This is a genomic window from Clavibacter sp. AC415, from assembly GCF_979252985.1.
Map to the genome: position 1 here is coordinate 184,038 of NZ_CEEDAR010000016.1, position 12,248 is coordinate 196,285.

Annotated in this window: 12 protein-coding genes; 11 read left to right on the forward strand and 1 reads right to left on the reverse strand. The window is 75.7% G+C overall.

The window, feature by feature from the left end:
* The first annotated feature begins 46 nt into the window (after positions 1–46).
* From ACZ411_RS08380 to ACZ411_RS08430, 11 genes are all read left to right on the forward strand, one after another.
* On the forward strand, positions 47–1,156 hold the full coding sequence (locus ACZ411_RS08380) for a 2-keto-3-deoxygluconate permease (RefSeq protein WP_464169849.1): 1,110 nt from the start codon (positions 47–49) through the stop codon (positions 1,154–1,156).
* A complete protein-coding gene (locus tag ACZ411_RS08385) occupies positions 1,153–2,547 on the forward strand; it encodes a four-carbon acid sugar kinase family protein (protein WP_464169851.1) in 1,395 nt (464 codons plus the stop codon). The genes ACZ411_RS08380 and ACZ411_RS08385 overlap by 4 nt, the downstream gene beginning before the upstream one ends.
* The gene (gene pdxA / locus ACZ411_RS08390; protein ID WP_104343803.1) at positions 2,544–3,590 is read left to right on the forward strand and encodes a 4-hydroxythreonine-4-phosphate dehydrogenase PdxA; all 1,047 of its coding nucleotides are present in this window, start codon (positions 2,544–2,546) and stop codon (positions 3,588–3,590) included. The genes ACZ411_RS08385 and pdxA overlap by 4 nt, the downstream gene beginning before the upstream one ends.
* Positions 3,591–3,593: 3 nt before the next feature.
* The gene (locus ACZ411_RS08395) at positions 3,594–4,505 is read left to right on the forward strand and encodes a GntR family transcriptional regulator (RefSeq protein WP_464169854.1); all 912 of its coding nucleotides are present in this window, start codon (positions 3,594–3,596) and stop codon (positions 4,503–4,505) included.
* A gap of 116 nt (positions 4,506–4,621) precedes the next feature.
* The gene (locus ACZ411_RS08400; RefSeq protein WP_464169856.1) at positions 4,622–5,689 is read left to right on the forward strand and encodes a dienelactone hydrolase family protein; all 1,068 of its coding nucleotides are present in this window, start codon (positions 4,622–4,624) and stop codon (positions 5,687–5,689) included.
* Between the two features lie 107 nt (positions 5,690–5,796).
* Entirely contained in the window at positions 5,797–7,254 is a 1,458-nt protein-coding gene (locus tag ACZ411_RS08405; protein WP_464169858.1) for a threonine/serine exporter family protein, read from the forward strand.
* A 73-nt stretch (positions 7,255–7,327) separates the two neighbouring features.
* Positions 7,328–8,005, forward strand: a complete 678-nt coding sequence (locus tag ACZ411_RS08410) for a response regulator transcription factor (RefSeq protein ID WP_094116127.1) — start codon at positions 7,328–7,330, stop codon at positions 8,003–8,005.
* Positions 8,006–8,042: 37 nt separating this feature from the next.
* Positions 8,043–9,350, forward strand: a complete 1,308-nt coding sequence (locus tag ACZ411_RS08415) for a sensor histidine kinase (protein ID WP_464169861.1) — start codon at positions 8,043–8,045, stop codon at positions 9,348–9,350.
* 104 nt (positions 9,351–9,454) lie between these two features.
* Positions 9,455–10,096 carry a PepSY domain-containing protein gene (locus ACZ411_RS08420; RefSeq protein WP_464169863.1) on the forward strand — a complete coding sequence of 214 codons (642 nt, stop codon included), beginning with the start codon at positions 9,455–9,457 and terminating at the stop codon, positions 10,094–10,096.
* 78 nt (positions 10,097–10,174) lie between these two features.
* Positions 10,175–11,410: an amidohydrolase gene (locus ACZ411_RS08425; RefSeq protein ID WP_464169865.1), complete on the forward strand. Its 1,236-nt coding sequence runs from the start codon at positions 10,175–10,177 to the stop codon at positions 11,408–11,410.
* Positions 11,411–11,444: 34 nt separating this feature from the next.
* Positions 11,445–11,684 (forward strand): PLDc N-terminal domain-containing protein, encoded by a 240-nt coding sequence (locus ACZ411_RS08430; RefSeq protein WP_464169867.1) that lies wholly within the window; start codon positions 11,445–11,447, stop codon positions 11,682–11,684.
* A 45-nt stretch (positions 11,685–11,729) separates the two neighbouring features.
* On the opposite strand, the gene ACZ411_RS08435 is transcribed toward ACZ411_RS08430, so the two are convergent.
* Positions 11,730–12,215, reverse strand: a complete 486-nt coding sequence (locus tag ACZ411_RS08435; RefSeq protein ID WP_464169869.1) for a DoxX family protein — start codon at positions 12,213–12,215, stop codon at positions 11,730–11,732.
* Between the last annotated feature and the right edge of the window lie 33 nt (positions 12,216–12,248).

A 12,248-nucleotide genomic window follows, 5' to 3' on the forward strand; every position in this document is an offset into this window, starting at 1 on the left:
GGGTGCGCGCGGGCAGCGTCGCCCCATCGATCAGAGGAGATCAGCCATGGCACCCGACCCCCTACCCACGAGCCGCGTCCCGCTCTTCGACGGCATGAACCGCATCCCCGGCGGGCTCATGCTCATCCCGCTCATCGTCGGATCCGTCGTGGGCACCTTCGCCCCCGGGTTCCTGGAGCTCGGGAACTTCACGACCGCGCTCTTCCGCGACAGCGCGCTGCCCCTCATCGGCATCCTGATCTTCGCGACGGGCATGCAGATCACGCTCCGCACCTCGGGCCCCGTGCTCGCGACCTCCGGCGTGCTGCTGCTGACGAAGTCGATCATCCCAGCGGCCATCGTCGTCGTGATCGGCAACGTGGTGGGCATCGACGGCCTGCTCGGGGTGTCGATCCTGGCGCTCCTGGTGAGCATGGACAACAGCAACGGCGGCATCTGGCTCGCCTTCACCGGCCGGTACGGACGCGAGCGCGACCGCGGCGCCTACATCGCGAGCGCCGTCAACGACGGCCCGTTCTTCTCGCTGCTGTTCCTCGGCGCGGCCGGCCTCGCCGACATCCCGTACACGCTGCTGCTCGCCGCCGTGATCCCCCTGCTGCTCGGCGTGATCGTCGGCAACATGGACGCGAGGTGGACCGAGGTCATGCGCCCGATCCCGAACATGGTCATCCCGTTCTTCGCCTTCGCCCTCGGCACGGGGATCGACCTCGGCAACGTCGTCTCGGGCGGCCTGTCGGGCATCGTGGTGGGTGTGATCGCCACCGTCTTCACAGGCACCGTCGCCTACCTCGGCTACCGGTTCCTGCTGCGCCGCGGGAAGGAGTCCGGCCTCGGCATCGCGTCCGCGACCACCGCCGGCAACGCCATCGCCACGCCCGCGATCGTCGGCGCGGCGGACCCGTCCTTCGCGCCGTACGTCGAGGTGGCGACCGCGCAGGTCGCCTCGGCCGTGCTCGTCTCGGCGGTGCTCGCCCCGATCCTCGCGGCATGGGTCCTCAAGCGCGAGGGCGGGATGCAGGCCATCGCCGACGACCGCGCCCGCGACGAGGAGCGCGACGCCGCCGCCCTGGCCGCGGCAGCCGGCGAGGACCGGGACGCGGACCGCGGAGATCCCGGATCCGCCGGACGGCACAGCACCGGCCCGGGTGCCGCATGACGGCCGCCGCCCTCGCGGGTGCCGCCATCCGGAACCCGGCCCCGGTCGGATCCGTGGCCATCGTCGCCGACGACCTCACGGGCGCCGCCGACTCCGCGGTGCAGTTCGCCCGCGCCGGCTGGGCGGCACGACTGGCGCTCGGCCCCGCGGTCGCGCAGCACGGGGCCGACGGGTCGGTCGTCGCGATCGTCACGGACGCCCGCGCGGCGTCCCCGGACGCGGCGCGGACGGCCACCCGCGCCGCCGTGGCGCGCGCCGTCGAGGTCGGCGACGACCGCCTCTTCCTCAAGATCGACTCGACCATGCGGGGCACCGTCCACGAGCAGGTGCAGGGCGCCCTCGCCGCGTGGGAGTCGCGCGCCGCCGGAGCGGTCGCCGTCGTCTGCCCGGCGTACCCCGCCATGGGCCGCACGATCGAGGACGGGCACCTCCTCGTCGACGGGGCCGGCGTCGAGACGACGTCGGTCGGCCGCGACCCCGTGACCCCGGTCACCACGAGCGCCCTGGCCGACCTCCTCCCCGGCAGCGCGCACATCGACGCCGCGTCCGACGCCGCCGACCTCGCCGACCGCATCGCCGCGGTCGCGGCCGCGGGGGCGCGCGTGGTGACGGTCGACGCGGTCGCCACGGCCGACCTGCGCTTCGTCGCGGAGGCCTTCGCGCTCCTCGGCCCGCGCGCCGTCCCCGTGGGATCGGCGGGGCTCGCCGCCGAGATGGCGCGCGTGTGGGGCACGGCCCCCGCGCCCGCGGTAGCGGCACCCGCGAGCGGCGGCGAGGCGGCCGCGGGCCGGCCCACCCGTCCCCGCCACGTGGTCGTCGTCGTCAGCTCCCTCCACGACGTCTCCCGCGGCCAGCACGCGCACCTCGTCGCCGCGGCGGCCGACGGCTCGCTCGCCGAGCCGGTCCGCACGATCGCGCCGACGCTCGACGACCTCGTGCGCGACGGCGCGCCGCGGACCGACGCCGAAGAGCCCGGAACCGCGGATGCCGATGGCGGCCCATCCCCGTCGGTCACCGTCGTGCTCGCACCCGACCGGGACGCCACCGCGCACCCCGCCGGCCCCGGGTCGCCGACGACCGCCGAGCGCGTCGCCGCCGGGCTCGCCGCCGTGGCCGAGCGGGTGATCGCCCGGGACGGCGCGAGCGCGCTCGTGCTGATGGGCGGCGAGGGCGCGCGTGCCGTCCTGGACCGGCAGGGCGCCGAGGCGATCCTCGTCCGCGACGCCATCCGCGAGGGCATCCCCGTCGGCGCCATCGAGGGCGGGCGCCTCGACGGCCTCGCCGTCGTCACCAAGGCGGGCGGCTTCGGTCCGCCCTCCTCGCTCACCGACATCGTCCCCGAGCTCCTCGACCCGCCCGCATCCACCCCCACGCAAGGAGAAGCAGAATGACCCTCCCCCGCCTCGCCATCACCCTCGGAGACGTCGCCGGAATCGGCCCCGAGATCACCGCGAAGACCCTGCTCGGCCACGACGACCTCCGCGAGCAGGCAGTCTGCGTCGTCATCGGCGACGAGGCAGCCATGCGCCGCGGCGTCGAGGCCGTCGGCGGCGACCCCGAGACGGTGCGCGTCATCGCCTCCGTCGCGGACGCCCGCAACGCGCCGGGCACCATCGAGCTGATCCAGACGGGCCCGTCCCTCGCGGACGTCCCGGTCGGCGAGCTCAGCCCCGCCGCCGGCGACGGCGCGTACCGCTTCGTCGTCGAGGCGTGCCGGCTGGCGCGCGAGGGCGAGGTCGACGGCATCGTCACGGCGCCGCTCAACAAGGCGGCCATGCACGCGGGCGGTCACAGGTGGCCCGGCCACACCGAGCTGCTGGCGCACGAGTTCGGCGTGGAGAACTTCTCGCTCGTGCTGTCCGCGGGCGAGCTGTACTTCTTCCACCTCACGACCCACGTCTCCATGCGGCAGGCGATCGACGACATCACGCCCGCGCGCACCGGCGACGTGCTCGACCTCGCCGGGGCGTTCGCCGCTTCGATGGGCACGCCGGACGAGCTCATCGGCCTCGCGGGCCTCAACCCGCATGCCGGCGAGAACCGCCTCTTCGGCGACGAGGACGCGGACATCCTCGCTCCCGCCGTCGAGGCCGCGAGGCAGCGCGGGCTCAACGTGGTCGGCCCCGTCCCGGGCGACGCGCTCATCCCCGCGGCCGTCCGCGGCAAGTACAAGCTCGTCGTGGCCTGCTACCACGACCAGGGTCACGCACCGTTCAAGGCGGTCTACGGCGACGACGGCGTGAACATCACCGTGGGCCTGCCCGTGGTGCGAGTGTCCGTCGACCACGGAACCGCGTTCGACATCGCCGGGCAGGGCATCGCCCGGGAGGCGAGCCTCGTACTATCGGTGGAGCGCGCCGCCGCCCTGGCCCCCGGCTGGGACCACGTATGGCGCACGGCGCAGAGGGCCGACGCCCCCGCCGCCACCGCCTGAGACGTGACCACCGAGGAGACCGTGCCGAACCGGATCGACGACCTGGATCCCGGCGCGGTCTCCCCGTCGAACCCCGGCCCCCTGCACGCGCAGCTCACCGGCGTGCTGCGGTCGCGGATCGTCGACGGCGTCTGGCCGCCCGGCGCGCAGCTGCCCACCGAGGCGGAGCTGCAGGAGCGGTACGGCATCTCCCGCTCGGTCGTGCGGCAGGCGCTCCTCTCCCTCACCGCCGACGGGCTCGTCCAGCGCGGACGCGGCCGCGGCAGCATCGTCGCCCCGCGCGGCGAGCTGCACCGGCTCGTGCAGCGCGTCTCCGGGCTCTCCGCGCAGGTGCCGTCCGTGACGACGCGCGTGCTCGAGCTGGCACCCGGCCACGACGCCGACGCCCAGCACGCGCTGGGCGGATCCGACCTGCACCTCCTCCGCCGCATCCGCTCGGCCGGCGGCGAGCCCGTCGCGCTGATCCACACCTGGCTGCCGAGCGGCATCGCCGGACGGCTCACGACGGAGGACCTGACGGACGCGTCCCTGCACGCGCTGCTCCGGGCGCGGCTCGGGATCGCGGTCGTGTCCGGTCGTCGGCAGGTGCGCGCCGTCGGCGCGGCCCCCGAGGTCGCGTCGGCGCTCGGCGTCGCGGAGGGCGCACCGGTCCTGGTGCTGGAGGGCACGAGCACGGACGCCTCCGGCGGACCCGTCGAGGTGTTCCGCACCTGGCACCGCGGCGACCGCTTCGTGTTCGACGTCGACGTGCTGACGGGCGACGCGGGCGCGCCAGCGCCCGCGCCCGGGACGGTGCGCGCATCCGCGCCCGCGCCCGCGCCCGCGCCCGTGCCCGAGGCGCAGGCAGACGGCATCGCCGACCGCGCCCGCGCGCTCGCCCGCGAGCTCGACCAGCTCGCCCGCCGGCTGGGCTGACGCGAGCGGCGCCGGGAGCGCTGGGGAGGAACGGACGACCGCGGGCGGCAGGCCGCCTACCGTCTCCGTACCGCGGCCCTCGCCGCAGCACCCCCACATCGAACAGGAGCATCCCCATGCCCATCCTCACCTCCGCGCCGCGCCTCCGGCCCGCCGCCCTCACCGCGCTGGCGCTCGTCGCGATGCTGGCCGTGCCCACCGCGGCCCAGGCCGCCCCCGCGCACCATCCCGCCCACGCCCGCACGGCATCGGCCCCGGCGCAGCGTCACGTCACGCACCCGATCACCACCACGACGGTCCCCGCCAGCCCGTCGCTCGGCTTCGGCGGAGGCACCATCTTCGCCCCGGCCGACACCGGCCGTGCCGTCCTCGGCAGCGTCATCGTCACCCCCGGCTTCACCGACACGCAGGCTGGCATGCGCTGGTACGGCACCGACCTCGCGGCGGAGGGCTTCGTGGTCCTCACCATCGACACGCTCGACCCCGACCGCTACGACACCCCCGAGGCGCGCGCCACGCAGATGCTCGCCGCCGCCGACTACCTCACCGGCGAGAGCGCCGTGAGGTCCGTGGTCTCGAAGGACCGCGTCGGCCTCCTCGGCTTCTCCATGGGCGGGGGCGGCGTGCTCCAGGCCGCGCAGTCCCGCCCCTCCATCAAGGCGGCGGTCGCGCTCATGCCGTTCGACTTCTCCTCCGACCCGGACGGCGGCGCCCCTGGCTACCCGCGCCTGACGACGCCGGCGCTGGTGGTGTCGGCGCAGGCGGACGACCTCGCCGACCCGACGCTCATGGTGAAGCCGATGTACGACTCCATCCCGAAGGGCACCCCCAAGCAGTACCTGCAGCTGCGGGGCGCCGGTCACCAGGCCGGCCAGACCACGCCGAACGGGACCATCCGCGTCGCGGCGACGGCCTTCCTCAAGCGCTACCTCGACGGGAACGGCGCCTACGGCAAGTTCATCTGCTCGGCCCCCGCGGTGACGCCGACGGGTCTCGATCAGCGAGTCGACCAGCACCTGCGTCGATTCGCGCCGGCGCTGACCGCCCCGGCATCCGTCGACCGTCCGCGGCGTCCGACCTCCGGGTCGGGCGCCGCGCGCGTGCGCGGCATGCGGGACCTAGGGTGGGAGGGATCCACCATCCGCCCCCGCTCGTCCCGGGCCGGCCACCGAACGGAGCGCTGATCGCGCTGAGCACCACCCCGCCCCCCGCGGACCCGCGTCGCCCCCGCAGGGACCCGGGTGCCGCGCGCCCGCCGCGCCAGCGTCGCCGCCGCGTCAACCCGCAGGAGATGCGCGACGTCCGCGCCCGCCTCCGCGGCACCATCTACGAGGGCACCGAGCCCGCGCACGGCCGCCTCGGCGACCTCTACTCCCCGAGCCAGATCGTCGACTTCTGCCTCGACCTCGGCGAGGTGATGCTCGCCTCCGGCGCCGACGTGCGCGCGGTCGAGATCGCGATCGTCGCGGTCAGCACGAAGTGGAACCTCGCGCCGCTCGAGCTCGACATCACGGGCACCGCCATCACCATCCAGTACGCGCCCCTCGAGGGGCCGCCGCTCGTGAAGCTGCGCGTGGTCACCGCGGAGGGCAGCGACCTGCACCGCCTGTCGCTCGTGTACCAGATCGTCGACGAGCTGCTCCACGACGACCGCGACATGACGAGCGCCGTGGACGGCCTGGTCGAGGTGCTGCGGTCGCCGCCGCGCTGGCCGTCGTGGATCACCGACGCGGCCATGGGCCTCTTCGGCGTCTCCGTCTCGCTGCAGGCCGGCGGCACCGTGGCCGGCGCGCTCGGCGCCTTCCTGCTGATGGTCGGCGTGATGGTCCTCGGCCGGCAGCTGTCGCGCCGCGGCATCCCGCCCTTCTTCGTGGTCGCCCTGCAGTCGGCGGGGGTGGCCGCGCTGGGCACCCTCGCGATCTGGTGGGGGCTGCTGCCCGCGGGGAGCGCGGCCGCGATGGTCGCCGCCGTGGTGGTGCTGATCCTCCCCCACGTCACCATCGTCACCTGGGCGCAGGACGCCATCTCGGGCTTCCGCGCCATGGCGGTGTCGCGGGCGATGATCATCGTGCTCATCGTCGCGGGCATCGCCGTGGGCATCCCGGGCGGGCTCGCGGTCACCGCCGGCGTCGCCATCGAGGTCGACCCGACGGACATCACGCTGCGCGCGCTCCCCCTGTGGATGCTGCTCATCACCACGTTCTTCGCCGCGGGCGCGACCGGCATCACGCAGGGCGCCAACGCGCGCGTGATGCCCGTGGCCATCGCGGTCGCGCTCGTCGGCACGGTCTCGCTGTGGACGCTGAAGCTCCTCGGGGTGCCGCTGCTCGCGGGCACGTTCCTCGTGGCGACCCTGCTCGGGGCGCTCGGGACGGTGGTGGCCGCGCGCCTCAGGGTGTCGGCCACGGCGATCGCGGTCCCCGCCTTCTGCGGGTCCCTGCTGCCCTCCCTCGCGGTCGCGTCCGCGCTCCTCAACTCGATGGCGGGCACGTCCGGGGCGACGGGCGCCTTCGTCGGCGCCATGGCGACGACGCTCGCCATCGGCGCGGGCCTCGTGCTCGGCAGCCTGCTGGCCACGCCGCAGGCCCGGCGCCACCTCCGCCGCCGCTCCAAGCGGGTCGTCGTCCGCTCCGTGCGCCTGGACACGACGCCGATCGGCGTGGTGCGCGACCCGGCGCTCGGGAATCCGGCGCTCGGCGGCCCGACACCGGCGGATCCCGCCGCGGGACGCTCGCCGGACGGGATCTGACGACCGGATCGGAGGGACCGGCCGTGGCCCCGGCGTGCACCGGGCTCCCCGGCGCGTCTGCCACGGTGGTCCGATGAGGATCCTCGTGGTGGACGACGAGCGGCGGCTCGCGGACGGCATCCGGCGCGGACTGCAGGCCGAGGGCTTCGCGGTCGACGTGGCGCACGACGGAGTCGACGGCCTGTGGTGGGCCCGCGAGAACGCCTACGACGCGATCCTCCTCGACCTGATGATGCCCGGGATGAGCGGCTGGGCCGTCTGCCGGACGCTGCGCGCGGAGGGCATCTGGACGCCCGTGCTCATCCTCACGGCGAAGGACGGCGACTGGGACGAGGTGGAGGCGCTGGAGGCCGGCGCGGACGACTTCGTCACGAAGCCGTTCTCGTTCCCCGTGCTGGTCGCCCGGATCCGCGCGCTCGTGCGGCGCGGCGCCCCGGCCCGCCCGGTCGCCCACCGCATCGGCGACCTCGTCGTCGACCCCGGCCCCCGCCGGGCAACGCGCGCCGGCGAGGAGATCGACCTCACCAGCCGCGAGTTCGCGGTCCTCGAGTTCCTCGCCCGCAACGCCGGTCGCGTGGTCTCCAAGCGCGAGGTGGTGCAGAACGTCTGGGACGACGACTTCGAGGGCGACCCGTCGATCGTCGAGGTCTACGTCGCGCACCTCCGCCGGAAGCTCGACCGGCCGTACGGCACCACGACCATCGAGACCGTGCGCGGCGCGGGCTACCGGCTGGGCGCGTCCGATGCGTGACCGGCACCGGCCGTCCCGGCACCGGCGCTCCCTCCGCGTGCGCGCCACGACGGCTGTCGCCCTCATCGCGCTCGTCCTGGGGGCGCTCGGGGCCGTCGCCTTCGCGCTGGTGCTCCGCGCCTCGCTCGAGGACGGCGTCCGGCAGGCCACGGAGCGCACGCTCGAGACGATCACCGACACGGTCGCCGCCCGCGGTCCCGACGCCGTGACGGAGCTCGGCGACGACGACCTCGTGCAGGTGCTCGACGCCGACGGGCGCGTGCTCGCCCACGGGGAGGACGCCGGCGGGACCGCGCTCACCGCGCCGGGCGGCTCCGGCGTCGTCGTGCGCGACGGCGAGCGGCGGCTCGCGGTGTCCGACGAGGTGGACGACGTGGACGACGCGGACGGCGTGACCGTGGTCATCGCCGCGCCGCTCGAGGACGCCGACGACGCGCTCGCCGCGGTCGTCCGCCTGCTGCTCGTGGCCGTGCCCGTCGTGGTCGCCCTCGTCGCCCTGCTGGCCTGGATCGTCGTCGGCCGGGCGCTCCGCCCGGTGGAGCGGATCCGCCGGGACGCCGAGGCCATCGGCTCCGCCCGGGGCGACGGGCGCATCGACGAGCCCGGGACGGGCGACGAGGTCGACCGGCTCGCGCGCACCCTGAACGGCATGCTCGCCCGCCTCGACGCGTCCCGCCGGTCCCAGCAGCGGTTCGTCTCCGACGCCTCCCACGAGCTGCGCTCCCCGCTCGCGACCGTGCGGCAGCACGCCGAGCTCGCCCGCCTCCACCCCGACCGCACGAGCCTCCGCGAGCTGGCGGACGTGGTGCTCGCCGAGGGCGGACGGCAGCAGGACCTCGTCGACGCGCTCCTCGTGCTCAGCCGCCTCGACGAGCACGCCGCCCTCGACGCCCGCCCGGTCGACCTCGACGACGTCGCGCTCGACGAGGTCGCGCGGCTGCGGGCCCGCGCGGGCGTGCGGGTCGACGCCTCGGGGATCACCGCGTGCCGGGTCGCCGGCGACGCGCGGCTCCTGGCGCTCGCCGTCCGGAACCTCGCCGACAACGCCGCGCGGCACGCCGCGTCGACCGTCTCCGTCGCCACCGCGGCGGGACGCGACGGCGCAGTGCTCACGGTCGACGACGACGGGGGCGGGATCCCCGCGGCCGAGCGGGAGCGGGTCCTCGACCGGTTCGTGCGCCTCGACGAGGGCCGCGACCGCGAGAGCGGCGGATCCGGGCTGGGACTCGCCATCGTCCGGGCGGTCGCGGAGGCGCACGGCGGATCCGTCGCGGTGGAGGAGGCGCCCGGCGGCGGGGCCCGCGTGGTGCTGCGCCTCCCCGCCGCACGCCCGGACGCCCCGTGATCCCGAGGACCTCGGCGCACGTCCACCGACCCCCAGCCGTTCCTGCGGGTCGGCTGACAGCGGCTTAGGGTCCGCTTGAAGGTGCCCCCGGGCATCGTGGTCGCATGACCACGCACACCGCATCCCCCACCCTCCGCCGCGCCGCCCTGGCGCTCGCCCTCCCCCTCCTCGGCGGCCTCGCGCTCGCCGGCTGCGCGGACGCCGGCACCGCACCCGCCTCCGCGCCCGGCGCCGCGCCGTCGTCCGCGTCCGCCGCGCCGACCGCCGGCTCCGACGCATCCGCCCCGCTCCCCGCCGACGGCGCCCTCGCGGCCGCCGTCGAGACCGCCATCGCCGCCGTCCCCGGCAGCGCGCTCCTCTCCGTCGACCAGGAGGCCGGCGGCACCTCGTGGGAGGTCGTCGTCGCCGAGCAGGACGGCCGCGAGCACGAGGTGCACACCGGGGCCGACGGATCCGCCGTGACCGCGGGCCCCGTCGCCGACTCCGACGACGCCGACGACCTCGCCGAGAACGCCGCCCTCCTGCAGGCCGCCCGCGTCTCCCCCTCCGACGCCGCCTCCGCCATGACGGGCGCCGTCGCCGGCACGATCACCGAGCTCGGCCTCGACGAGGACCGCGGCACCGTCGTCTGGGAGGGCGACGTCGTCGACGCCCAGGGCGTCACGCACAGCGTCCGCGTCGACGCCGGATCCGGCGACGTCGTCAGCCAGTCGGTCGACGACCGCACCCCCGACAGCGACGACTGAGGCCGCGCCCGGGAGCGGGCATAGCCTGGATCCACCTGTCCCCACGAGGGACGCCACCCACCACGAGGAGGATCCCCGATGGACGTGCACCCCGGTGTCACCCTGCTGGACGACGACGTGCGGGACGCGCACGAGCTGTTCCGCTCGCTGCACGCGCACCCCGAGCTGTCGATGCAGGAGCACGCGACCGCCGCCGCGATCGAGGCCTACCTGGAGGCGGTCGGCGCGGAGACGAGCCGCTGCGGCGGAACCGGAGTGGTCGGGATCCTCCGCAACGGCGACGGCCCGGTCGTCGCGTTCCGCGCGGACACCGACGGGCTCCCCATCCTCGAGGAGACGGGCCTCGCCTGGGCGAGCCGCGACACCGGGGTGCAGCGCGACGGCACCGAGGTGCCCACCATGCACGGCTGCGGCCACGACTTCCACGTGGCGGCGGCGCTCACCACCGCGCAGGCCCTCGCCGGGAACCGGGACGCGTGGGCCGGCACCGTCGTCTTCGTGTTCCAGCCCGGCGAGGAGACCGGCGAGGGCGCCCGCGCCATGCTGGCCGACGGCCTCTGGGACCGGGCGCCGCGCCCCGAGGTGATCCTCGGCCAGCACGTGTTCCCGCTCCCCGTCGGCATGGTCGCCACCCGCGAGGGCGCGTTCATGAGCATGTCGGACTCGTGGCGCGTCACCGTGCGCGGCCGGGGCGCACACGGATCGCAGCCGCAGAACTCCATCGACCCGATCGTCGCGGCCAGCGCGATCGTGCTCCGGCTGCAGACGGTCGTCGCCCGCGAGACCGACCCGCAGGCCGCGGCCGTCGTGACGGTGGGCACGTTCCAGGCGGGCACGAAGGAGAACATCATCCCCGAGCACGCGGTGCTCGGCCTCAGCATCCGCACCTTCGACGTGGCCGTGCGCGAGCGCGTGCTGGCGTCGGTGCGGCGGATCATCCTGGCCGAGGCCGCCGCGAGCGGGGCGCCGGAGCCGGAGATCGAGGAGATCGTCTCCTTCCCGCTCAACCGCAACGACCCGGAGGCGACGCGCGGCGTCGTCGCGGCACTCGCCGCGCAGCTCGGCGCCGACCGGGTCGTGGAGTCGCCGCCCATCATGGGCAGCGAGGACTTCGGCATCCTCGGCGAGGCCATCGGCGTGCCGACCGTCTACTGGGCGTTCGGCGGGGTCGAGCCCGCGGCGCTCGGCGGCGCGACCCCGCCGCCCGGGAACCACACGCCGCAGTTCGCGCCCACCATGGAGGGCACGATCGAGACGGGCGTGCGGGCCGCGACGGCCGCCATCCTCTCCCGCGTCGGCACCGCCCGGGCCTAGGGTCGTCGGACACGCTCACGGAGGAGGCACCACCATGTCGGATGCGCTGATCGCCGGGGCCGTCGTGCTCCCGCTGCTCGTCGCCTACGTCGTCCTCGTCGGCGCCGCCCTGCTGCAGGTCGTCCGCGACCGGGACGTCACGGGCGTCGCGCGGGACGTCTGGATCGTGGTGATCGTGCTGTTCCCGGTGCTCGGCACGATCGCCTGGTACGGGGTCGGCCACCGGACGGCCGAGGCGCGGCGGACGCTCGCGCGTCTCCGGCTCGGCGCCTAGCGGGCCCGTCCGCCAGGGGCATCCGCGCCCGCCGCTCGACCCCGGTCAGCGGCGGGCGCGTCGGTTCCGCCAGGCGGACCAGGCGCCCGTGGACCACAGCGCCCAGATCACGAGCAGCGGTTGGAACACGAGGCGGATGGCGCGTGCGGCATCGGTCTCCAGGCCGAAGGCCGGTGTGCGGGTGACGAGCTGGGAGATGTTGCCGGGGAAGATCGCGACGAAGAACAGCGCCACCACGAGCCCGACCCACACGCGCCAGCGGCCGAGCACCACGAGCGACAGTCCGAGCACGATCTCGACCACGCCGGAGGCGAGCACGACGAAGTCGGGATCCATCGGCAGCCAGGTCGGCACCTGCGCCTGGAACGACTCGCGCGCGACGGTCAGGTGGCCGGTGCCGGCGAGCACCAGCACGAGGCCGAGCAGGATCCGCGCGAGCGTGCGCGGCAGGGAGCGGCGGCCGCCGTCCGGGGCGACCCGCGGATCGGCGGCGGACTCGGCACGCGGACGGGATGCGGGGCGGGAGCTCATGCGCCCCAGTCTGACCCGCGGCGGATGCGCGGG